The 21,994-nt window shown below is 68.2% G+C and carries 20 protein-coding genes and 6 pseudogenes; 16 read left to right on the forward strand and 10 right to left on the reverse strand.

Going from position 1 to position 21,994, the window contains the following annotated elements; all coding sequences use genetic code 11:
• Positions 1 to 280 precede the first annotated feature (280 nt).
• Together AB0O76_RS42835 and AB0O76_RS42840 are read left to right on the forward strand one after the other, a co-directional pair.
• Complete coding sequence (locus AB0O76_RS42835; RefSeq protein ID WP_365503036.1) at positions 281 to 1,303, forward strand: ATP-binding protein; 1,023 nt, start codon at positions 281 to 283, stop codon at positions 1,301 to 1,303.
• Positions 1,304 to 1,373: 70 nt separating this feature from the next.
• Positions 1,374 to 1,847: a hypothetical protein gene (locus tag AB0O76_RS42840; protein WP_365503039.1), complete on the forward strand. Its 474-nt coding sequence runs from the start codon at positions 1,374 to 1,376 to the stop codon at positions 1,845 to 1,847.
• A gap of 387 nt (positions 1,848 to 2,234) precedes the next feature.
• Here the strand turns inward: AB0O76_RS42840 and AB0O76_RS42845 are convergent.
• Positions 2,235 to 2,363: pseudogene (locus tag AB0O76_RS42845) on the reverse strand (HNH endonuclease); the annotation flags it as partial.
• 234 nt (positions 2,364 to 2,597) lie between these two features.
• Here AB0O76_RS42845 and AB0O76_RS42850 point away from each other — a divergent pair.
• Positions 2,598 to 3,293 (forward strand): hypothetical protein, encoded by a 696-nt coding sequence (locus AB0O76_RS42850; protein ID WP_365503042.1) that lies wholly within the window; start codon positions 2,598 to 2,600, stop codon positions 3,291 to 3,293.
• A 234-nt stretch (positions 3,294 to 3,527) separates the two neighbouring features.
• Here the strand turns inward: AB0O76_RS42850 and AB0O76_RS42855 are convergent, their stop codons facing one another.
• Positions 3,528 to 3,689 (reverse strand): hypothetical protein, encoded by a 162-nt coding sequence (locus AB0O76_RS42855; protein ID WP_365503045.1) that lies wholly within the window; start codon positions 3,687 to 3,689, stop codon positions 3,528 to 3,530.
• A gap of 240 nt (positions 3,690 to 3,929) precedes the next feature.
• On the opposite strand from AB0O76_RS42855, the gene AB0O76_RS42860 reads away from it, so the two are divergent.
• Together AB0O76_RS42860 and AB0O76_RS42865 are read left to right on the forward strand one after the other, a co-directional pair.
• The gene (locus tag AB0O76_RS42860) at positions 3,930 to 4,580 is read left to right on the forward strand and encodes a hypothetical protein (RefSeq protein WP_365503048.1); all 651 of its coding nucleotides are present in this window, start codon (positions 3,930 to 3,932) and stop codon (positions 4,578 to 4,580) included.
• 362 nt (positions 4,581 to 4,942) lie between these two features.
• Positions 4,943 to 5,533, forward strand: a complete 591-nt coding sequence (locus AB0O76_RS42865; RefSeq protein WP_365503052.1) for a DUF6461 domain-containing protein — start codon at positions 4,943 to 4,945, stop codon at positions 5,531 to 5,533.
• A 74-nt stretch (positions 5,534 to 5,607) separates the two neighbouring features.
• On the opposite strand, the gene AB0O76_RS42870 is transcribed toward AB0O76_RS42865, so the two are convergent.
• Positions 5,608 to 6,366: a hypothetical protein gene (locus tag AB0O76_RS42870; RefSeq protein WP_365503055.1), complete on the reverse strand. Its 759-nt coding sequence runs from the start codon at positions 6,364 to 6,366 to the stop codon at positions 5,608 to 5,610.
• 1,164 nt (positions 6,367 to 7,530) lie between these two features.
• Between AB0O76_RS42870 and AB0O76_RS42875 the strand changes: the two genes are divergently transcribed.
• Both AB0O76_RS42875 and AB0O76_RS42880 read left to right on the forward strand, forming a co-directional pair.
• The gene (locus tag AB0O76_RS42875; protein ID WP_365503058.1) at positions 7,531 to 8,343 is read left to right on the forward strand and encodes a phytanoyl-CoA dioxygenase family protein; all 813 of its coding nucleotides are present in this window, start codon (positions 7,531 to 7,533) and stop codon (positions 8,341 to 8,343) included.
• Positions 8,344 to 8,405: 62 nt separating this feature from the next.
• A pseudogene (locus tag AB0O76_RS42880) lies at positions 8,406 to 9,264 on the forward strand (AraC family transcriptional regulator).
• Between the two features lie 224 nt (positions 9,265 to 9,488).
• Here AB0O76_RS42880 and AB0O76_RS42885 read toward each other — a convergent pair.
• Positions 9,489 to 10,397, reverse strand: a complete 909-nt coding sequence (locus tag AB0O76_RS42885; protein ID WP_365503091.1) for a helix-turn-helix domain-containing protein — start codon at positions 10,395 to 10,397, stop codon at positions 9,489 to 9,491.
• 130 nt (positions 10,398 to 10,527) lie between these two features.
• On the opposite strand from AB0O76_RS42885, the gene AB0O76_RS42890 reads away from it, so the two are divergent.
• Positions 10,528 to 11,121, forward strand: coding sequence for an MBL fold metallo-hydrolase (locus AB0O76_RS42890; RefSeq protein ID WP_365503061.1), 594 nt, complete (start codon positions 10,528 to 10,530; stop codon positions 11,119 to 11,121).
• A gap of 297 nt (positions 11,122 to 11,418) precedes the next feature.
• On the opposite strand, the gene AB0O76_RS42895 is transcribed toward AB0O76_RS42890, so the two are convergent.
• A complete protein-coding gene (locus AB0O76_RS42895; protein ID WP_365503064.1) occupies positions 11,419 to 12,273 on the reverse strand; it encodes an alpha/beta hydrolase in 855 nt (284 codons plus the stop codon).
• Positions 12,274 to 12,374: 101 nt separating this feature from the next.
• On the opposite strand from AB0O76_RS42895, the gene AB0O76_RS42900 reads away from it, so the two are divergent.
• Positions 12,375 to 12,788 (forward strand): helix-turn-helix domain-containing protein, encoded by a 414-nt coding sequence (locus AB0O76_RS42900; RefSeq protein WP_365503067.1) that lies wholly within the window; start codon positions 12,375 to 12,377, stop codon positions 12,786 to 12,788.
• Positions 12,789 to 12,852: 64 nt separating this feature from the next.
• Here the strand turns inward: AB0O76_RS42900 and AB0O76_RS42905 are convergent.
• The 3 genes and pseudogenes from AB0O76_RS42905 to AB0O76_RS42915 all read right to left on the reverse strand — a co-directional run.
• Positions 12,853 to 13,032: pseudogene (locus AB0O76_RS42905) on the reverse strand (IS5/IS1182 family transposase); the annotation flags it as partial.
• Between the two features lie 59 nt (positions 13,033 to 13,091).
• A pseudogene (locus tag AB0O76_RS42910) lies at positions 13,092 to 13,400 on the reverse strand (hypothetical protein); the annotation flags it as partial.
• Positions 13,401 to 13,418: 18 nt separating this feature from the next.
• The gene (locus tag AB0O76_RS42915) at positions 13,419 to 13,631 is read right to left on the reverse strand and encodes a hypothetical protein (protein ID WP_365503070.1); all 213 of its coding nucleotides are present in this window, start codon (positions 13,629 to 13,631) and stop codon (positions 13,419 to 13,421) included.
• 389 nt (positions 13,632 to 14,020) lie between these two features.
• Here AB0O76_RS42915 and AB0O76_RS42920 point away from each other — a divergent pair, with 389 nt between their 5' ends.
• The 4 genes from AB0O76_RS42920 (at position 14,021) to AB0O76_RS42935 (ending at position 16,908) form a co-directional block, all read left to right on the forward strand.
• Complete coding sequence (locus tag AB0O76_RS42920; protein WP_365503073.1) at positions 14,021 to 14,938, forward strand: DUF6192 family protein; 918 nt, start codon at positions 14,021 to 14,023, stop codon at positions 14,936 to 14,938.
• A 2-nt stretch (positions 14,939 to 14,940) separates the two neighbouring features.
• A complete protein-coding gene (locus AB0O76_RS42925) occupies positions 14,941 to 15,351 on the forward strand; it encodes a RacP protein (RefSeq protein ID WP_365503076.1) in 411 nt (136 codons plus the stop codon).
• Between the two features lie 65 nt (positions 15,352 to 15,416).
• Positions 15,417 to 16,229, forward strand: a complete 813-nt coding sequence (locus AB0O76_RS42930) for an IS5 family transposase (protein WP_365503094.1) — start codon at positions 15,417 to 15,419, stop codon at positions 16,227 to 16,229.
• Positions 16,230 to 16,317: 88 nt separating this feature from the next.
• Entirely contained in the window at positions 16,318 to 16,908 is a 591-nt protein-coding gene (locus AB0O76_RS42935; protein ID WP_365503079.1) for a hypothetical protein, read from the forward strand.
• Positions 16,909 to 17,215: 307 nt separating this feature from the next.
• On the opposite strand, the gene AB0O76_RS42940 is transcribed toward AB0O76_RS42935, so the two are convergent.
• Together AB0O76_RS42940 and AB0O76_RS42945 are read right to left on the reverse strand one after the other, a co-directional pair.
• On the reverse strand, positions 17,216 to 18,358 hold the full coding sequence (locus AB0O76_RS42940) for a hypothetical protein (protein WP_365503082.1): 1,143 nt from the start codon (positions 18,356 to 18,358) through the stop codon (positions 17,216 to 17,218).
• Positions 18,359 to 18,640: 282 nt separating this feature from the next.
• Positions 18,641 to 19,129, reverse strand: a complete 489-nt coding sequence (locus AB0O76_RS42945; protein WP_365503085.1) for a hypothetical protein — start codon at positions 19,127 to 19,129, stop codon at positions 18,641 to 18,643.
• A gap of 92 nt (positions 19,130 to 19,221) precedes the next feature.
• On the opposite strand from AB0O76_RS42945, the pseudogene AB0O76_RS42950 reads away from it, so the two are divergent.
• From AB0O76_RS42950 to AB0O76_RS42960, 3 genes and pseudogenes are all read left to right on the forward strand, one after another.
• A pseudogene (locus tag AB0O76_RS42950) lies at positions 19,222 to 19,988 on the forward strand (transposase).
• Positions 19,989 to 20,646: 658 nt separating this feature from the next.
• Entirely contained in the window at positions 20,647 to 21,363 is a 717-nt protein-coding gene (locus tag AB0O76_RS42955; RefSeq protein ID WP_365503088.1) for an acyltransferase, read from the forward strand.
• Between the two features lie 87 nt (positions 21,364 to 21,450).
• A pseudogene (locus AB0O76_RS42960) lies at positions 21,451 to 21,864 on the forward strand (helix-turn-helix domain-containing protein); the annotation flags it as partial.
• Between the last annotated feature and the right edge of the window lie 130 nt (positions 21,865 to 21,994).

Raw genomic sequence — 21,994 nt, forward strand, 5'->3', positions numbered from 1 at the left:
CCGCCGGACGCCACCGCTGCGCAGCGCGAGCAGTTCAGCGATCAGCACATTGTTGAGCGTGCGGGGCACCCCGTCGGGCCCCGTCCATGGTGGAGTCGGGTATGGGAACTGCCCGAATGCGCCGCGGGAATGCGAGGCCCTGATGCCGATCTCGAATTTTCCTCACTGCCGCCCGCCACCTGGAGCTGATCAGCGGTGAGTTCCCTTCCGGGTGCCCCTTTGGGGGGATGAGCTATCCGACCAGGCCATCCCGCCTTGTGCGTCGGGCACTATGCGCTGCATGTGCAGGGGGACTTCATGGTTCCAGCGGTCGCTGTGCGCCGTCGGCCTCGTGTCGGCGTGCTCCGGTGTGGCTGGCCTGGTGTGGACCGCACGCAAGGTCATACGTGACGAGCTCAAGCTCGATGTGCTGACCGGAGTGTTCAGCCTTGGCCTGAGTGCCCTGGGGTTGATCGTGGGCGTGGCCGCGCTTGCGGTCTCCTGGCTCGGCTACCGGGCCGACCGGCATGAGCATGCGGCCCAGGTCCCGAACGGCGACATAGCGGACAGCCTGGCCTTGGCCGTACGGGGTCAGTGGGAGGCCGAAGCCCAGCTGCGGCGGCTGAAGAACGACCCCTACCCGCTGCCTGTCTCCTGGCGCCCTGCCGAAAGCGACCTGATGGAGCCCTGGCCGCTGCTGGTGGAGATGGCCGACCACCACGGTCGGCAGGACGACTGGGCTACGTGCCCGGAAGACCTGGCTGGCACCGACACCGACGTCACCGATGTTTTCACGGTTCGCGCCCCCGGGCGTCGCCTGCTCGAGTTCGAGCAGCAAGTCACCCTGGACGAGTTCGACTTCACGGCCTCCTCGAAACTGCCCGCAGCACAGATCCGTGACCTCGGCGCCCGGCGATGGCTCCATGCCGGTGAGTCGGTCATCCTCTTCGGCCCGGTCGGCGTCGGCAAGACCCACGTCGCCCAGGCCCTCGGCCACCTCGCTGTCCGCCAGGGCGCCCACGTCCGCTTCGCCAAGACCAGCCGGATCCTGGCAGACCTGGCTGGCGGCCATGCGGACCGCTCCTGGGAGAAACGGATCCGCGAACTCATCCGACCCGACGTCCTCATCCTCGACGACTTCGCGATGCGCCAGATGTCCGCGGCCCAGGCGGATGACCTCTACGAGCTGGTCAGCGAACGCCAGGGCAGGTCTCTGATCATCACGAGCAACCGGGCGTCCAGCGACTGGTATCCCCTCTTCATGAACGGGCCCAGTTACCGCCCCAACAAGCGCCCCAGGAACTCGACCGACAAGGGCCACTAGGATCGGTCGTCGCGGCTTCCCTTGCCAGCGTTTGAGCGGCTTGTCAGAGGCATCCGCTACCTTGCTGACCATGGGAAACTCAGGCGGATCATTGACGACCCGGTCCACAGGGGAACTGCACCAGCTCATGCGGGAAGCCGGGTTCACGGGCATCGACGACACGGAGGCGTTGGCAGAGGGCTGGCAGGTGACGGACTTCGCCGACGCCGGACGGCGCAGCCTGTCGGCCCTCGTGCAGAGAACGGGGACGCCGGCGGTCATGGTGTCCTTCCTCGACAGCGATGTGGGGTTCATCGAGGCCCTCACGCCGGACGGCAACAGCTGGGAGGGCCTCCTCAACCGCGACATGGCGAAGAGCTACGAGATACCCCTGGAGCACTTCCCCATCGAACCCGCCGTGGCCGGCGCCCTCGCCTGGTCGGCCGCTGCCGGACTGACGCCCGATGAGGAAGCAATCCGGCAGACGCTCACCGGATCGGCACTGTTCGCGGAAGAGCTCTCCTCAGCCCTCTTGGTTGCTCTTGGGCTACCCGGCGCAACCTAGCCCTCTCAAGCCGGGACCTGGGGAATTACGTGAACTTACCCCTGGGGAATTACGCGATCGTCCACAGGCCCACCAACGAGCGTTTTCCCCGCGCCAGTTGGCAGTTCGATCGCTACGTCCGGAGCATCGGGGGAGTCACCGTGCCATGAGCGCAAGACGTCGGACTGATGGCCCCATACGGCGTCGGGCCCGCTATTCGTCAACGCCAGCGGGCGATGCGGCTGTTCCGGATCGTCCGGGACACGCTCGGCACCCGACCGCCGTTTGAAAGCCACGTCCAAATCCCACCTACAAATACAGCAATAACCGGAGTGTGAACCCGCTGACCATCGGCGGCTACCTACTCCCGAGGGCGGCTTCCTCGCTGGGGTCGATCGCCAGCTGTCAGCTCGCTTTCACCGCGACCCAGCGGGTGACGTACTCGCACCGGTCGCCCTTGGCCGGGGGCATCCACGTGGAGGGGTCATGGTCGGCCTTGCTCCGGTTGGCCTTCGCCGTGACGGCGATCGGGGCCCTGGCTTCGCGAGTCCGGCACGTCCCTGGCCACCTGCACCCAGTCCGACATCGACCGCTGGGTCACCGAAGGCCCCTGGCCGCGGCACATCGCCCGCACCTTCCTCCTCTGGGCTGTCGAACACCGGCACGCGAGCGGAGCCCGTACGACCTGATTGTCCAGGTAGGGGTACACCGGCCTCACGCCGAGGGCCGGGGTCTTCGAACAGTCCTGACCGGGGTTGAGAGAATCCCGGCATGGTGATGGCACGGCTCTGGTACTCCTCGTCGCCCGTCGTGGACGGGCATCCGCTCCTGGACGAGCCGGGCTTCTGGCCCGCGCACTTGGCGGACTTGTCCGAGGGGCACCCGCCGGAAGCCTTCGGCTGCGATGCGGGCGATGCCGCCGCCATGCTGGACCAACTCCAAGATCCGTCGGCGTGGCCGACGTTCACGGTGCCTCTGGCCGGCGGCTTCACGATCGTCGTGCACTACAACAACGGCGAGGAGTTCACGACCACGGACTACTTCCTCACGCATACCGACTGGAGCCAGGATCTTGTCCTGGCCAGCGACGATCAGGACCGCATTGGTCCCGGGCTGTGCTGGCCCGAGCTCGCCGCCCTGCTGGAGGCACCACCGGGCGCCGCGGGCGTCACCGACCCGCACGCCCGTCTCCTCCTTCTTCTGCCGGTTCTCGGCGACGGCGCGGTTCCGGAGGAGGCCGTGACCGCGGTGGTCCAGGCGCTGGTCGCTCAGGGTGCTCTTGAGCCGAGCGAGTCGTTGGCCAGGCACCTGCTCCAGGGACACCCCATGTGGGGCGCCGAGGGCTGGTGGTTCGACGAGGAGGAGCGGAGCTGGATCTGTGAAGGCGATCACAGCCCCCGCAAGGTCCCTCTGGGCGATCACCTTCCTCCGCACCAACGGGCGGCCCTCGAAGCCTCCCTCACGTGAGCTGAGCGAGAGTCAGTTGCAGTAGCGGCAGCCCGGCTGTGTGAATGGGGTTCACCCTCTGAACGGCTGTCATCTGGCCGTGTAGCGCCGTGGTGGAGGGGTCTGCCGTAGCGATGAATGAGCCAACCGGCAGCTTGGAGGTTTCGGACCTCCTCGCCCCGTGTCCCTGGCAGCGGCGGTACAGAAGGTCTTGCCCCGTTACTCCTGCAAAGTCCTACGGTGCCCATCACAGCGTCACTTCACGCTGTCGGCCGTGAGGCCGGAGGGCCGTGGCGACGTCATTGAGTTCATGCCCAAGCCTTCGGTGTTCTTGGCCTTCGGTGTTCTTGGTTCCACGTCGTCAGCGTGGTGATCGACGAGCGCGGACGGCAGCGGCACGGGCACGGCGTGGGCCATTTCGCCACTCCCACCGGCACCACGTACAACGCCTGTCCGCTTCTCGCCTGCACTCCATCCGCATCTACTGACGTACCGTCATCTCAGGGGATGGCAGGCGCCTTCGAAGCCCGTGTCCCGACACCGCTGCTGCACCGGGGGGGCGAGCACTGCACGGTGACTCGCCTGTGGTTGAGCCCCGCGTCCAGGTTGCGCTGATATCTGGATGACGTGGCTTCGGGGTGTTGTTAGAACGATGGCATGGGTATCTGGACCGACACCTTCATTGCGCCCGCCACTCCGGCCTTGCTCCCCGCGGAGGAGTTCGAGCGCTTCGTGGTGGATCTCGGCAGGGAGCGACTGGTGCGCACGCCATGGGCGGTGTTCGCCGGCAAGCTGTGCGTCAACGCCGGTCTGGGCTGGGCCAGTGTCCTGGGACGGGCCCGGTTCGAGCCGCCCGCCGTCGGAACGGAACTCGTGTCCGAGGACGGCGTTCCCGATGGCGGCCCGGGCGGCGAGCCGCCACCGTGGGGCGTCTCGGTCGAGCGGGCTGTGCTCCTGGCCCGCGGCGAGATCCTCGCCGATGTTGTGCCCGCGCTGCGCACAGCTCCGTTTGGGCAGCAGGACATTGCCGTTGCTTTCGACTGCCTCGACTTCAGCAACCCCGCGGTCCTGGACCACTATTGGTACAAGGACGAGCGCACCGTGCTGGCGTGCTTCGCCCTGGCCGCGCCGCAGCACCGGCCGCTGGAGGCGAACACTGGCGGCCGGTCGGGCGGGCCGACGCATCCCGTGCAGACCTGCGTGGTCAATACGTTCAAGCTCGGCGAGGGCACTCCCTGCCCGGCCATCGAAGCTGTCGCTGCCCGGCACTTCGGAACCGATCTGGTCACCGGTGAGACCTGGGGGTGAGGGAGGGGTGAGTGCACCGAGCCGATCGGCGGACGCTTCAGGCTCGCCTCCATCGCGACGGAGTTGTCGGTCCAGCGGCCGGCTCCAGTCACGGGCGGGCCCTGCCGGCTGTGCGCACGGCCGCGCTCGTTGGCACAGGACACGGTGTCACCAGGAGCTGTCCGGGCGATCATGTGACTGTCCCGTGCCTGGGGCGTTGTTGTGGGCATGAGGCAGGGCGATCTGACAGATGCCGAGTGGGAACGGATGCGGCACGACCGATCTTTGGACTTCCCCACCTCATGGCATGTGCGCCACCTACCCTTTGGGCTCAGCCATCTGGACACAATGGCCGCGGACCCGAGCAAGAAGGCCCCCACACCGTGGACTTGGACGAGATGTTCGGCGAAGGCTGGTGCGTAACCCTCGCCCCCCACTCACTCACCGAAACCCTCCAACTCATGGGCGTCGCCAACCCCGTCCCCTGCCCCGAGGGCCTGAACCAAGCCGCACACTTCCTCCAAGAGCACCAGGGCGAAGGCGCCTTCGTCCTCGGTCACGAAATGCCTGGCGGCTGGACCCTCACCGTCGAATTCGAAAGCTGGATCGGCTTCGATGACGATGTCCTGCGCACCCTCGCTGCCGACGGCCACACCGTCATCAGCGCCTACCGCGACCCCGACACGAAGACGGCCACCATCGCCCACGACGGCGCCGTCCTCGGCCGCCTCGAACTGTCCGGCGGCTACTTCGACGGCCCCTCCGGCAGCGTAGACACCACCCATCCCGTCGTCGGCTCCCTCACCGCGGCCGGCTTCGACGCCTCCGATGACTGTGAACCCACCGGCGAAGCCGACACCGAGGAGCCCGAAGGCTGCCTCATCCTCGCCGTACGCGTCCTGACCGGCGTCACCCTCACCGCAGCCGACTTCGATGGCCCCTGGACCGGCGGCCTCGCCCGAACTGCCTTCTAATTCCTTCCTGAACCATCTCGCCGGGTACGTCACAAAGGTCACCGAGGTGCTCACCGGAGCGGCGCGAGGACGGGTCATCGGTTGCTGCCCGTCCGGAGCGTGCTGAACCAGCGCACCACCTCCGCTGTTCCCTGCACGTTCGAGCCGAGGTGCCGTGACTTCTGGTGGTCGACGGCGCCGAGGTCGACGACCGGCACCCCAATTCCCCTCCCCTGGAAGGCTGCGGCGCAGTTGGCCGTGTTCTGGACGGTCGCCTGCTCATCGCCCTGCGCCATGTAGAGCCGAATGGGTGCCTTGGGCTTCCAGTCCTTGCACACGCTGTCGGTGCTCCGCAGCCGGGCCGCGAGGCCGCCCTTGGGTCGGGCCAGCAGATCGCGCCCGTACGGCGTCAGCAGTTCGTCCAGCGTGCGGGGCAGCGCGTTGATCATCTGCGGGCCGCTGTGCATACCGTCGAACAGCTCCTCCACGACAGGGTCGCGGAACACCTCGCCCGGGTTGTCGTACACATCGTGGACGCGGTCGAAGGCGACCAAGGTGTACGCGGCGTACACCACGCGCCACCTCGGCTCCAGCTCACTGTCGCCCGCGAGCAGCGCCGGGATCTCCGCACCCCCGAAGTCGTAGGCCCCGCTGATGGGGGCGAGGGCGCCGAGCCTGAAGTACCGGTCCTCGCCCGCCTGGAGGGCCCTGCCGAGCCCGAGCGCAGCCGACGCGCCCTGCGAGAAGCCGGTGGCCAGGACGTCACGGTCCAGGGCGCGTCCGGTGCGCGGGGCGAACTGGCGGGCGGCGCGGAGCAGATCGAGGGAGGCCGTGGCTTCGGACGGCACGTCCATCCAGGGGTGCCTGCCCGGGCCCGTGCCCATGCCGAGGTAGTCGGGCGCGACGGTGGCGAAGCCTGCGGAGGCGTACGTGATGGGGGGGGGCCGGTCAGAAACACCTTCCGCTGCATCGAGGGCGCGTCGGTGCGGTGGACGCCGGTGCCGTGGGCGAACGAGACGGTCCGCAGACGCCCTTGGGCCCCGCGCGGGACGGTGAACAGCCCGCTGGCGGTGGTGGGTTGGCCCTTCGCGTCGATGGTGCGGTAGAAGAGTCGGTACGCGTCCACGCCGTGGCGGGCGGCGCCGGGGTCGTACCCGGAGGCGGTGAGCTCGGCTGCGGAGTCCTTGGCCGACGCGAGGGTGTGGAGCAACTCGGCGGAGAGCAGGGTGCCGCGCTGGGTGGCGGCGTTGGAGGAGGGCGCGGCGGACGTCCGTGATTCGGCGCCGGCGCTGACGACGCCCGCCCCGGCAAGGATCGTGGCGGCGACGGCGGCTGTGGTGACTCGGCGGTGGCGGTGCGAGGTTCGAGCGACAGACACGGTACGTCCTCCCTCAACTCTGGCTGATCCGAAGCGAGTTCAGCCTCCATCGGGAGCGGCACCGGACGCACTGGTGCGCACCCCCTGTGCCGGGAAGGACGGAGCTGGCAGAACGCGTGGGCACCTCGGTGACCTGGAGGGCGCCACGTGGAGCGTGCGCCCGTGGGCGATCACTCCATGCGGAGAAGCGCCCGGTCCCGGCTTTGTGACGTACCCGGCGGGCACAGCAAAGTCGCAGGTGAGTCCTCGGGGCCCGGATCCTGGTGGGGTGGATGACCGTGTGGTCTCCGTGTTCCAGGTGGAATAGAACAAGGCCATGGCGCTTCTCTGATCATTATTTCGGGGCGTTAGGCAGGACAGGAAGATCACTTCCGTGCTGGTGGCCGCTCCTATTACGGCCGTGCTGCCCTTGGCTCTCCCGGGGCAGAGCACCGCCGCTCCCGAACCCCTCGCGCGAGATCCGGGTGAAGACCCGCCAGAAGCACGGGCCTCGGGGAACACCGGCACAGCCGTTGGCCCTGAGAACGATCACGGCCGGGTAGGTGGCGCGCGCCGCCTGACCGCGCTCCGGTGATCACCCGATAAAGGCGGTGCGGAAAATGTCGGGTGACCAGGGCCGGTGTCGCCACACGATGGGGGCATGGATGACACGACCTTGGTATCCCGTTTCCTCCGCGACGGCTTCGTAAAGGTGGAGGGCGCTGTCGCGCCGCGCGTGGCCGCGGACTGCGCGCGGCTGCTGTGGCGAGAGACGGGCTGCGACCCGGACGACCCGTCGACGTGGACGCAGCCCGTGCACTGGGTGGGCGGCATGGCGCAGGGGCCGTTCGCCGCCGCCCCCAACTCCCCGTCCCTGCACCGCGCGTACGACCTGCTCGTCGGCGCGGGACGCTGGGAGCCGCGCTACTCGCTGGGCACGTTCCCGCTGCGCTTCCCGCACGAGGAGGAGCCGGACGACGCGGGCTGGCACATCGAGGGGAGCTATCTGCCGGAGGGCGAGAGCTGGTACTTCACGAATCTGCGCTCCCAGGGCCGGGCGCTGCTGATGCTGTTCCTGTTCAGCGAGGTCGGTGAACAGGACGCCCCGACCCGGATCCGGGTCGGCTCGCACCTCGACGTACCGAAGGTGCTGGAGAAGTACGGGGAGGACGGGGCGAGCGGGCTGGCCCTCGCCCCCGATCTGGTGGCGGCGTCCGACCACCGGCCACTCGCCCTTGCCACCGGATCCCCTGGCGACGTCTTCCTGTGCCATCCGTTCCTGGTGCACGCGGCGCAACCACACCATGGGGTGCGACCGCGCTTTATGGCGCAGCCGCCGCTCATGCCGGCCGCACCGTACGAACTGGAGCGGGCCGACGGCGCGTACTCACCCGTGGAGATCGCGATCCGCCGAGGCCTGGGACAGAACACCCCCGGTCCGGACGGAGACGGCACCGACCGCAGCGCCGAATAGGCGTGCTTCACGACCATCGCTGTCAAGGCGGTGGTGAAAAGGGGAAGGACAAGGGAACGGGCATGCTGGAGCGGCTGAACCAGGCCATGGAGCACATCGAGCGCCAGTTGGACCGGCCATCGACGTAGCCGAGCCGGCACGCATCGCGGCGACCTCGGAGCACCACCTGCGCCGGATGTTCTCCGCGCGCGGGAATGCCGCTGCCGGAGTACATCCGGCGTCGCCGGCTTACTCTCGCGGGCGCCGAAGTACTCGCGGGGCGCGACACGCTGCTGGAGATCGCGGTGCGCTATGGCTACAGCTCCGGCGAGGCATTCGCGCGGGCGTTCCGTGCCATGCACGGCATCGGACCGGGCGAGGCCCGGCGTACCGGCGCCGCACTCAACTCCCAGTCCCGGATGGCCTTCCGCCTCACCATCGAAGGGGGCAGCAGTATGCGATACCGCGTCGTGGACAAGGCGGCCTTCACCGTCGCCGGGCTCAAGACCCGGGTACCGCTGGTGCATGCCGGGCCGAACCAGGCGATCACGGACTTTGTCCGTGGGATCGACCCACAGCCCCTGGAGCGCCTGGAGAAGCTGTCGGACCAGGAGCCGCACGGCATCGTCGCGGTCTGTGACGGCATGGACCCCAGCCGTGCCGAGGGCACCGACCTCGACTACCACCACGGCGTGATCACCTCCGCGGCCGCTCTTGAGGGCACGACCACGTTGGCCGTCCCGGCCCGGCACCTGGGCGGTCTTCACCACCTCCGGACCGGCACCGCAGGCCATCCAGGAGCTGTGGCGGTACGTGTTCACCGAGTGGTTCCCGTCGAACCCGTATCGCACCCGCACCGGCCCTGAGATCCTGCGCACCCGCCTGTCGCCGGAGAAGACCGAGGCCGACGCCGAACTGTGGCTCCCGGTGGAGCCCGGCTGAACGGAGCACCCTCGCACCGATCGGACCATGATTGTTCTCAGCGCCAACAGCTGTACCGATGTCCCCGAGGCCGAGCACCCGGCGGACCGCCATACGTTCAGATGCCAGCCCCAACACCGGAGGACACATCTGCTGCTCGTTCTCGTGAACAAAGATGCCGCGGCGAGGCATCTGGGGGAGTGGGAGGCGGTGTTGCTCGGAGCGGCGTTGGCTTGGCTTGTTCGTTAGGGCGTGTTCGTGAAGGAGCGGCGGTAGGAGCGGGGCGGTACTCCCCGGCGGCGTACGAATTGTTCGCGCAGGACGGCCGCGCTTCCGTATCCGACGCGGTGGGCGATTTCCTCGACCGGCAGGTCCGTGGTCTCCAGGAGTTCTTCGGCGCTGCTCAGACGCAGGCTCCGCAGCCAGGCGTGGGGGGTGGTGCCGGTCGCGGCGGTGAAGCGGCGGGCGAAGGAGCGTTTGCTCATCACGGCACGCCGGGCCAGTTCCGCGACAGGAAGCGGCTCATGGAGGTTCTCGCGGGCCCAGGCGAGTACCTCGGCGAGACGTTCGTCGCGGCAGTCTTCGGGGACGGGGGCGGCCAGGTACTGCGCCTGCCCGCCGTCGCGGTGGGAGGGCAGCACCATGTCCCGGGCAACAGCGTTGGCCATCGCGGCGCCGTACTCCCGCCTCAGCAGGTGCAGGCAGAGATCGAAGCCCGCGGCGGCTCCCGCGCCCGTGATGATGCGTCCTTCGTCGATGTAGAGGGCGTCGGGTTCGACGGTGACGTCGGCGTGGCGGCGGGCGAGCAGTTCGGCGAAGCGCCAGTGGGTGGTGGCCCGCCGACCGTCGAGCAGTCCGGCGGCGGCGAGCGCGAAAGCGCCGACGCAGTGGGCCGCGACCAGTGAGCCGCGCTCGTGTGCGGCCGACAGCGCATCGAGCACGGCGGGAGCGGGTGGTGTGCGGAAGCCGGCCCATGGCAGGGCGATCACCAGATCGGCGGAGGCGAGCCGGTCCAGGCCGTGCGTGATGGTGAGCGGCACCCCGAGGTCAGTGGGGACCGGCCCGGGCCGGTCGGTGCACAGGGCGAAGTCGAAGCCGGGCAGTGTCGCGCCGTGCGGGCCGAAGACCTCGGTGACGATGCCGACGGCGAGCATGCCGACTCCGGGCGGGGCGTACGCGGCGACGGTCACGAAGGGAGGCACAGGTGCAGTGTGGCACTAATCCTGCGATCAATGGCAGCTGTGCCACTCGTGGACGATCGGCCTGCCCGGAAGGATTGAGGCCATGACAGACGCACCGCTCGGCCGCAGCGCCGTATACACGATCCTGACCACCGGATATGTAGGCTCCACCGGCCCCGGAGTCGCCGCCACCGTCTCCTACGTATCCGACGCCGGCCGGCATGTGATCTTCGACCCGGGCATGGTGGCGAGTCGCGACCACATCCTCGCCCCGCTGGACGAGTTGGGGCTCGGCCCCGACGACATCACCGACGTGGTGCTCAGCCACCACCACCCGGACAACACCATGAACGTGGGCCTGTTCGGACGGGCCCGGGTGCACGACCACAAGGTGGAGTACCTGGGCGATCAGTGGAGGAACCGGGACGCGGAGGGCTACGAACTCACCCCGTCGCTACGGCTGATCCGCACCCCGGGCCACAGTGCCGAGGACATCACGCTGCTGGCGGGCACGGACTCGGGCGTGGTCGCCTTCGCCGGTGACCTGTGGTGGCACGCGGACGGCCCGGCGGACGACCCAGTAGCCCCCGACCGTGAGGTGTTGCGCGCCTCCCGGCTCCGGGTGCTGACCGCCGCGGACCTGATCGTGCCCGGCCACGGCGGCCCGTTCAGGGCCGACGACACCACGCCCCGCTAGCCGCGTTGTCCGGTGTGGGCCGCGCAATTCCGTCCGGTCAAGCTTCGGCGACACGAACTGCCCGGTCGTCAGGCTTCGCCGGCAATCGGTCAAGGTTCGTAGTCACAGGACAGAGGCTGCCTGTGCCGTCCAAGACGGACTGGATATCACCGTTGGGTTATCAGCCGCCGTGCCGCTGGAGAAGGGCAGCGTCCAGACAGATGGCCCGGGCGGCGGGCCGGTGCGTTGTTTCCACCACCCCGACGCTATTCGGTCCTCGAAATGTCGATCAAGGCCTGGACATCGTTGATCGACATTTCAAACACGCCCTGGCGCGTCCTCAGCGGCCAGGAACGGATGCAACAGCGTGAGCAGGGCGCGCGGCCGGTGCAGCGGGATGATGTGGCCGCAGTCTTCGATGACGTGTCCGGTGAGATCGTCGGTGACCGGGCGGAGTTGGCGTTCCAGCGCAGTACCGACAGGCCGGGCGCCCAGCGCCATCGTTGGCACCGTCAGGCGGGCAGTGGCGACCGCCTGCTCGATCTGTGCCGCGCTCTCGGGCAGGGCCCGGTAGTACGAGAACGCGCAGTTCAACGCCTGGTGGCCGGTGTATGCGCGGACGAAGGCGTCCCGGAGGGCGGGGCGCACCCCGTCGCCGAGCGTGCCGGCGCTCAGAAACCAGTCGACGTAGGCGGCCTCGTGGCCATCCAGCACGGTCTCGGCAAGGCCGGGCGCGGCGGAATGGAAGCCGAACCACCACGGCGGCCCGTCGGCGAGGAAGTCCTCGGCGCCGGGCAGCCTGCCCAGAAGGGACTCCATGACGACCAGGCGCCGGACGAGACCGGGGCGGCGCAGGGCGAGGAGGAAGGCCGGCGCGGTGCCCGCGTCGATGCCCACCACGGCGACCGAGGACACGCCGAGCGTGGTGAGAAGCGCCGCGGCGTCCTCGGCCAGGGTGTCCGCGTCGTACCCGGAGGCGGCCCGGCTGCTCGCGCCGAACCCGCGCAGGTCCGGCGCGATGACGCGGTAGCGGCCGGGCAGATCGGCCATGACGTCCGTCCACAGCTCCCAGGTATGCGGGAAGCCGTGCAGCAGCAGGACGGCCGGGCCTGATCCGGCGAGGGCGACGTTCAGTTCGACACCGTTGGCGGGGACGCGTCGCAGCTCGGGCATGGAGGGGCTCCAGGTGTGGTGAGTGATGGTGACTAGGTCACGTTAGGGAACTATGCTTATCCGCCCAAGACGGCACTTTCCCTTCAGGTGGTGAGCCCCGGGTGACCACATCGAAGCCCGACGGACGCGAGCAGCGGCCCGGTAAGCGCGGTGACCTGCTGGATCCGCGCTGCCCGACCCGCCAGTTGCTCGACCGCATCGGCACCAAGTGGACGTCGATGGCCGTCAAGGTGCTGGCCGAGGAGGCTCCGGGCGAGCTCCGTTTCGCGGAACTGCGGCGCCGTATCCCGGGCATCTCACAGAAGATGCTGTCCGTCACCCTGCAGAGCCTGGTCCGCGATGGCCTGGTCGCGCGCCGCGTGGAACCCACCGTGCCGCCCGCCGTCCACTACCGGCTCACCGAGCTCGGCCTGTCCCTCGAAAGACCGCTCTCCGCCCTGCGGATCTGGGCCGAGACGCACATGCCGGAGATCGACCGCAGCAACCAGCTCGCCGACGAGTCACCCCCCAACTAGGGCGTGGATCGAATGTGCTGGTCACAGCCACTCGTTGATGGCCGCGACAAGGACGGTCGCCTCGTAGAGGACCGCCAAGCGAGCCACGTTTCTTGCGGTTGCGGGCCTGGTCGGACTTGTCCGGGACGGTGCAGCGGATGCCACGCCGTCGCAGGTAGGCGCGGTTCTTGCGAGAGGCGTACGCCTTGTCCGCGCGGACCCGCCGCGGCCGAGTGCGGGCCCTGCCCGTCCCCAGCCTGGTGCGTTTGCCGTGGTGTGCGGGGCCAATTGAGCCGAAGCGCCTCTGTGGTGGACAGGACGTCTACAGGGCCCGAAGGGCTGGTTCGACGGCGGTGATGAGGAACAGGCGACGGCCTCGCCGTCGAGCAATACTCCTTCGGGGAGCGCGAGCACGGCAAGGGCCAGGTCCATCCATACGGCGGTGACCTCGCGTCCGCAGCGCGCCTGCAGGCGCACCGTGTCCACGGTGCGGTGCGCGACCAGCCGGTGCCCGTCGAACTTGGGCTCGTACCACCAGCACCGACCGGTCGGCAGGACCGGTACGGCCCGGGCGAGCGCGACGTCGAGGGAAACTCCGGCACGGTTCCAGCCTGGGCCGACGGGCGCGGCCACGCCCGTCGGCCGGTGCGTTCACCGGCGCCCCAGCAGGAGGTGCAGCGCCGTCACCACGGCGACGCCGACCAGCAGCGCGGCCCCGGCGCCGGGGTGCTGGAAGGCCACGTACGTCGCCCCGCCCCCGGCCAGCAGCAGGAGGGCAGTGCGCAGGTCGAGGGCGCCGTCCGTGTGCGGTTCCTCGTGCTGCGGCCGCGGGCCGGAGTGGTGGGGGGTCGGCTGGGTCGTCATGGTGGCGGTCCTTTGGGTCCGGGTGCGTCCGCACGCGGCGGTGCGTACGGGCGGGACGGAACGGGAGTGCGGGCCCTGCCCGTTGAGCGTCGGGCATCGGGCATCGGGCCGGACAGGGAGGCAGCATGCGGGAGCGGGTGGTTAGAGCCCATCTTTGAACCCCTGTTGATCTCGTACACGCGCCTCAGTGGAGGACTCCGTACGCACCGGGCTCTCCGTTCGCAGTGGCCCGGCAGCGGGCTTTGCGGAGAGCTTTCGGGTGCCTCGCGCGCCGCGGCGGTACGCCTTTCCGGGGTACGGCGGCGGGCGGACTCTGCCCGTACCGGGCGGGCCGGGGTTCCCCTTCACGGTCATGGGGCCGTGCTCCGGCCTGGCAGGGGGTGGGTGCCGTGCCCAGTACAGAGCAGATCGGTAGCGTCAGCATCGAGCGCTATGGGCAGATCGTGGAGAGGCTGCGCGAGGCCGTCGAGAAGTTGTCGAAGAGTTCGTTCATCATCGGCGACGGTGCGCTGGAAGTCGTCCCGATGCAGGATCACGGCGGCCGGTCGGTGCGGGACGACCTGTTCGGGGTGTCGGCATGGCTGCACCGGCTGTCGGAAGACGTCAACGTTCCCTACAACACCCTGAAGTCGTATCGGTGGGTGGCCAGCCGGTGGCCTGAGCAGCACCGATGCTCTGGAGTGGCGTTCAGTACCCACCAGACCCTGGCCGCGATCTCTGACGACGAGGAACGGTGGGCGGCGGTCAAGAACCCGCCGCTGGACGAACGGACCGGCAAACGGCGGTGGACACCGGAGACCTCCCGGCAGCGGGTCGGCTACCACGGGCCGGGCCCGGAGACGGCTCAGGAGAAGGTCGAGGCCGTGCACGACCTGGTCGCCGACGAGCAGGTTGCCGCGCAGGTGGCGACCGATCTTCTGCGGCGTCCATCGGTGGCGTTCAAGGCCATGACCGACGACACCGCCCGGCACCAGGTAAATCACGCTCAGGTCGAGCAGTCCCGCCAGCTGCGCGAGGCTCACGAGCAGCAGCTCGAAGGCGCCGAGGAGCCGTTCGAGCCGACCGTGCGCCGGATCAACCACGCCCTGGAGTTCCTCGACCTGGTCGGGGCCTGCCAGCGGTTCGTCGCGGCCACGGGCCGGATCGTCCCCTCGTTGCGTGAGCGGCCCTTCTCCGACGACGAACGCGACACGGTGCACCGCAACGTCGACCGTGTCCGCGCGACCTGCGAGTGGATCCTCACCGCCGTGGACACCGGCCAGGTCGACGTCGACGAGGAGCTCGCGAAACTCCTGCGAGGCGAGTAGGAATGCCCCGGTCACGGCACCGGGGCGACGCGGCACGCAAGCACGCGGAAGCGATCTTCAGAGCGCTTATGCAGGCCCGCCCGGCAGGTCTCCACATGCCTCAGTTGATGCGGGCCACCGAACTCACCCGCAGTCAAGTGCAGTCGGGCATGGCGATGATGCGCGACATCATCACGAAGAAGGGCTGGCCACCGGTGATTTACACCAGGGCAGACGGCTACGCGTTCAGCGCGGACCCGAACGAGCTGGAGTCCTACGAGACGGCCCGGGTGCACGTGCTGCTCACGGAGGTCCGTCGCCTGATCACCGGCACCATCGCCCCACACGCTGCCCTGGACCCAGAGGACAAGCGAGTGCGGCACATTGTCGCCCAGCTCAATTCCGTCGAGTCCACCCTCGACCTGATCGCCTGACGGAAAGGGAGGCAGGCGCGATGCGGCAGCGGCGCTACCCCTCGGACACCACGGACCTGGAATGACTGCTCATCGAGCCCTTGTTGCCGGTGCCGGCCTGCCAGACCCCGCGCGGCGGTCGGCCAGAGGCCCATCCGCGGCGCGAGATCGTTGACGCCCTGCGCTATCTCGTCGACACCGGCTGCAAATGGTCCGCCCTCCCGCAGGATTACCCGCCCTTCCAGACGGTGTTCGGGTTCTTCAGCCGCTGGTCCGCCCGGGGGGTCTTCAACCTCATCCGTGACCAGTTGCGGCGCCGGATCCGCCGGTCCACGGGCACCTCCCCGCACCCGGTGGCGGCGGTGATCGACTCGCAGTCCGTCAAGGTCGCCGCCACCGTCCCGCGCTCCACCTCCGGATACGACGCGGGCAAAAAGACGCCGGGCCGCAAGAGACACGTCATCGTGGACCTGAAGGGGCTCCCGCTGTTCGTGATGGTCACCCCGGCCGACATGCACGACAGCGTGGCAGCCCGCGAAGCCCTCTTCCGGCTGCGGCTGATGCACCCCGAAATCACCATCATCTGGGCCGACCTGGCCTACGCAGGCAAGCTCGTGGACTGGGCGAAGGCGTTCCTCCACCTGACAATCAAGACCGTGAGCAGGCCCAAGGGTGCTCAGGGGTTCGTGATTCTGCCGCGTCGGTGGGTGGTTGAGAGGTCGCTGGCGTGGTTGGTGCACGCACGCCGCAACGTCCGGGATTACGAGACGCTGCCCGAGCACTCCGAAGCGATGCTCACGCTCGCCGCGATCACGCTCATGACCCGCCGGATTACCCGTCCCACCGCCCACCCCAACGCGGCAGCACCCCGGTCAGTGGCTGCCGCCCAAGCAGCCTGAGCCGCCTGGATAGGCTGGTCGCCCCGCTCCGGACGGACTGCTCGATCGAAGTCGCAGGCCACGGACTACGTTTCGAGGAGACGAGACCATGCAAAACCGGAAGCTGCTGTGGCTGCGCGCGGCCGCCCCCGTGTCCATCCTGGCCATAGCCCTGACCGCCTGCGCAGGACCTGACGAGGACAGTGGCAGCAGGTCCAAGGGCGGCGCCAGTAAAGCCGCCGGGCGCCAGTTGAGTGCCGGTGAGAGCGTCACCGCGGCCTTCGAAGAGGACGAAGGGGAGATCACATACACCGCCGTGGCGCAGAAGGTGACCGTCGGTACGAAGGCGGACGCCGAATCCATGTCCGACCCGAAGAAGGTCACGGGCTATGTGCCTGTCGTCGCGCATGTGAAGTACACGAGCAGGGGCGGAGTTGTCTTCAATACCTATCCGAACGTCGGCGACATCGTCGAGATCTATGCGGACGGCACCCCCGGCTCCAACCTCGCCTACGCGCTTGACGACGCCCCCGGCTGCGAGAAGGACATGGACATCGTGAACTGGAAGCCGGGACGAAGTCACGTCATATGCCAGACGTGCATGGTTCCCAAGGGAGCCAAGGAGCTCGCCGTGCATTGGGCTCCCAAGGACGGCAAGCCTCCCTATGTCTGGACGTTCAAGAACCCGATCAGGCGATGACCACCACCGATACAACCGTGGCCGTCGAGGACTGCAGTGGGTCTAGCTGCTGTCTCTGTGTGCGCGACGCCATGTGCCACAACGCCCGCCCCACCCGGTAGCGGCAGCATCCTCCCGCCGGGGCCCGCGCCCGAACGGCCTGCCAACGCAACATGCGTGTGAAGCGGGCGGAATCACTCCGCAATGCCCTTGCCGAACTACCGCAAGCGGAGGAATGAGATCTACTGACGGCATCGTGTATCAGGATTTCGTCAGTAGTCGTTCACGCGGAGCGCGGGCGCAGGGGTGCTGTGCCATTTCCCGGGACCTACTGGTATCTCTCGCTGCTACGAGCCAGGACCCAGACGTAGTACCAGGGACTGTCGCGCAGGGTGCGCGGGCTGTTGTCGGCGGCGCTTTGGATGATGCCCCAAATACCGCCTGCGCCAGCGGCTCCCAGGGCAGTGGCGGCTGCCTGGAAGGCCGGTCCATACACGGCGACGAGGGAGGCTCCGATGGTGCCGACGACCGCCCCCGAAACGGCGACGGCTCGCTTGCGCCGGACAGTTGCCATCTGTGAGCGGATGCCTCTGGCTTCATCCTCGATGTGGTGCGCGATTCGGATCAGTTCACGTTCGGATTCAATGGCGTTCAGTGCCGTGTCGAGGCTGAGGAATTCTTGCCGCAGGAAGCTCTGGAAGGAGCGGTATGCGTCGAACTCCTGCATGGTGATCTTGCTGAAGTCGGCCATGCCGACCCCCTCAAGGAACGGGAGGTCCATGGTGAGCACTGGACGGACGACATCGCTCTTGAGCGGGTGCGGAGGGCACAGGTCACTCTCACTGACGACCCGTCCTGTCTGGACCAGGAAGTCGAGGGCGCTCGGAACGCTCACTGCGCGTTCCGGTTCCGTGTAGTTGTGGTGGCGGCTGCTGGAGTAGTAGGTGTACGACGAACCCCGGACCACCGTATAGCTGGGTAGGTACCAGGCCAGCCCGGCCCTCAGCAAGGGTTCGGCTTCGGTCAGCCACGCCCCCAGCGCGCTGAGATCGGGACAGTGCATGGACAAGGACTCGTGCATAAGGGTGAAGCTGGTGCTGCTGGTGCTGGCCGTGCCTACGCGATCACCGTCGCCAGTGAGGGGCATAATTGCTGTGGGGTGCTCGGTGCCCCGCCGGGACAGCTCACAGACGCGGCGGGCTGGACCGAGTCCGTTGTGGGAAAGCAAAAGAGTGTCGGAGACAAGGGTTGCGCGTTTGGCGATGTGGACGAATTCCGCGCCGTCCACGCAAATTCCGACGTGAAACGGGGACTGGGCCAGACGTTTTTCGTCGACCAGCTCACGGCGCCGACGATGGAACAGATGTTCCCCGTACGCTTGAGCAACCTGTTCCGGGGATGAGCGAGCCTCCTGGGGCAAGCGGTCGAAAAATACTCGCATATGACGGGCGATCAAGGCGTTGCCCGGCACTCGGCTGTTTCTCCAAAACACCAGCAACACCCTACGAGAACAATGCGCGGGCGCGCAGCTAAGGGCTGTCCCGTTATTTGGACGCAGGTGGGCGGTCTGTCCGTAGATGGTCCCGCCGGGCGTGAGCCTGTCCGCATTCTTCCGGCTCACAGCAGCCAGCGTAGGGACGGGCTGATGTCGGCCGTAGCCACGCAGCACGACCGCGAGGTGGTTGCGACGGTTCCGGCCTCCGGGCCCCCAACCCGCAACACCTTCTGTCAGTGAACCGTGCGCGGGGGTCCGTCAGTTGGAGACATCCGTCTCCAGGCGTGGTTCGCCGAGCTCGTCTCGCATGGCGTGGCGCAGTTCGCGCAGGACGGCACCGTAGGACTGAATGGCGTCCGCCAGCTCCGAGGAGTCGGGCATAGCCCCGGAACCGACGACGTCGCGGAACGCCTTCAGCCGGTTGAACGCCGTGTCAGCAACGGCCACAACCTGTTCACGACCCGACAGGGCAAGTCGTTCCCGCACGGCATAGACCTGGTGATTACCGAAGGCTGCGCGCGCGGCGAGATCCCGCGACAGCTCGGCGGGATGACGGCCGTAGGCCACCGCGAACAGCGACTCCTGAGCAAGGTTGAGAGCCGTGAGGAACTCGCCGTAGAGCTCACGCCTACGCTCCACCGCCTGGGACTGGACCTCGCGCCCCCATCGTGCACGATCAGCCAGCAGGGTCGATCCGACTCCGACAACGGCACCGAGCAGTGTGGAAAGCAGCGTCAGCCAGTTCATGCGATGATCTTATGGACCCGCCACTCGGACCTCGACGCGAGCTCCGTGCCGGCTCACCAGGGGCTGCCAGCCACAGGCGGGATGATCACGGTGTGGCTGGTGTGATTACGGCGTCGGAGCCGTCTTGGATAGCCCCGTTCTCTGGACTGAGCCCGCGCCGGTTCGGCAAGTTGGTGGCCGCACTGCGACGTGAGGGCGCCGACGCGGTTCGGCGGGGACGCCCGTGGAGTCTGGTCCTGGAGGACCGGGTGCTGCTGGTCGTGGCCTACTGGCGTACGAACTTGACGGTGCGCCAGCTAGACCCGCTGTTTGGGGTCTCGAAGTCGGCGGCGGACCGGATCATCGTCCAACTCGGCCCGCTGATGTCCCTGCAGCCGCGGCGCCGGTTCGCCAAGGACACCATGCTGATCGTGGACGGCACCCTGGTGCCACCCGCGACCACGAGGTAGCCGAGCAGTCGAAGAATTACCGGTACTCCACCAACCACCAGGTCGTCATCGACGCCGACACCCGCCGGGTGGTTGTGGTCGGCCGACCACTGCCGGGCAACCGCAACGACTGCAAGGCATGGGAGGAATCCGGCGCCAGGGCCGCAGTTGGCCGCACCACCACGATTGCCGACGGCGGTTATCAGGGCACCGGACTCGTCATGCCGCACCGGCGCCGCAGAGGCGAAGACCTGCCCGACTGGAAAGCAGCGCACAACAAGTCCCACAAACAGGTCCGCGCCCGCGTGGAACACGTCTTCGCCCGGATGAAGACGTGGAAGATCCTCCGCGACTGCCGCCTCAAAGGCGACGGTGTCCACCACGCCATGCTCGGCATCGCCCGCCTGCACAACCTCATCCTCGACGGATAGCCGGGAGCTTCCCAGCCACGAAGATCATTTACGGGACAAGCCTTAGGATGCCGCCCCACCAGCATGGCAGGAGGCAGAGCTACAGCAATGCCTTCCAACTGCCTTTGACACGAGGCTGTTTCCCGCAGCGCGGCATCCAGAAGTTCGTACGGCGCAGCTCCGCAACGACACACCGCACCCAAAGTCACCCCCTTGACAGCATGATCAGGGTTCAAAGATGGGTTCTTAGCGGCGCAAGTGCCGGAGGCGGAGACCGTCCTCGTCGCCGGAAACAGCCCATTCGTAGGCTGCGACCTGGGACTTTTGTCGGCATGGGGCTTGAGCGGGGTGTTTGCACGACAGAGGGTTAGCGCGGCAACCCGCCGCGTCTCTGGAGTTCTGGCGAGTCGATTGCCCGCTGCCGACGGGGTGAGGACGTCTCCGGGACGCAGAGGGCCCCCGGACCGTGCGTCCGGGGGCCTGGACAGGGAAACGGAAAAGGCACGTCCAATCTGGTCAACCCCCCTCGAAGCGCCGGTCGTTGGGGGTGCCGCGCGCGTGTGTGCCGCCCTTCGGCGGCGGAGGTCGAGCGGGGTCTCACGGCGCACGAGACCAGGATCCTCACCGGGTTCTAGTGCCGTATCAGCCAACGTTGGCCCTGTAGTGCCTCAGATCGCGGATGGCGCATGTCTCGGCGAACGTGACGTCGGAAATCCGCCAGCATGTTCGCGGTCGGTCGGGCGAGAATCCGCTCATGATCGCTGAAGCGCAGGGAATCCGCATCCGGCACCGCGGGCATGAACCGCAGGTCCATCCCACCGCCTACGTCGCTCCGACGGCCACGCTCGTCGGTGATGTCCGCGTGGGGCCGAGGGCGCGGGTGATGTACGGTGCGGTGCTCGATGCCGAGGGGTCTCGGATCGAGGTCGGGGAGGCGGCGGTGATCTGCGAGAACGCAGTGTTGCGCGGGTCTGCGGTCGCCGGCGATCAGCCGGTGCTTGTCGACGATCACGTCTTCGTGGGGCCGCATGCCACGCTGCTGGGCTGCGAGGTCGGCAGGTGCGTCTATGTGGCGACCGCGGCGACGGTACTGCAGTGCGCACGGTTGGGGGCCGGCTCGGTTGTCGCTGTCGGCGCGCTCGTCCATGCGCGCACCGTTTTGCCGGACGAGTACTTCGTGCCGCCGCACACCGTGGCACTTGACGCGCCGGTGCGGCTGCTGGCGCCTGGCGATCCGGGCCTGGCCGAGGCCGTCAGGCGGGTGGGCTTCGCGCAGGTGGCGTTCGGCGTCGACGCGGAGTGGACCGACCGGATCAGCCGGTACGAGCACATCGCGGAGGTGCGGGTCGCCGAGTTCGGCACGCACGCGGACGATGAGGTTCTGAATCTCGGCTAGCGCCGCATCAGCGACCCTTGTGCTGTGGTGAGGTGATGCGCCGTCCGGATTCCACTTCGGCGGCGCGCGTCCGGCAAGCTGCGCCGGGTGGCAGAGCGCGTGCGGGTCCGTGAGATCGATGACGGCGAGGGCAGGCGGCTGCTGCGGATCATCCGTAGGGGCACTGGGTCGGTGGTGACCTGGCGCCGGGCGCAGATGGTGCTGTTATCCGCGCAGGGCATGCCCGTGGCGAAGATCGCCGAGGTGACGTTCACCAGCGCGGACCGGGTCCGGGATGTGATCCACAACTTCAACGCTGACGGCTTCGACTCGCTCTGTCCGAAGTACGTGGGCGGGCGGCCGAGGGCCTTCACCCGGCCTGAGCGCCGGGAGATCAAGAAGATCGCCAAGTCCACGCCGGCCGAGCACGGCCTGCCGTTCTCGACCTGGAGCCTGACCAAGCCGGCCGACTTCCTGGTCGCCGAGGGGGTGGTCGACGACAGCAGCCACGAGGGCCTGCGGTCACCCTTCTGGCAGCCGGACTGGCGCCTGAGCATGGTGTCGACGGTCAAGTTTTTCCTCATCTGGGGTGGTTTGAGCGCCAAGTAATTCTCCATCCGGAATTCTCCTAATTGGCCATGGGTACGGCGGC

Source organism: Streptomyces sp. NPDC086554, assembly GCF_040686095.1.
Lineage (GTDB): Bacteria > Actinomycetota > Actinomycetes > Streptomycetales > Streptomycetaceae > Streptomyces.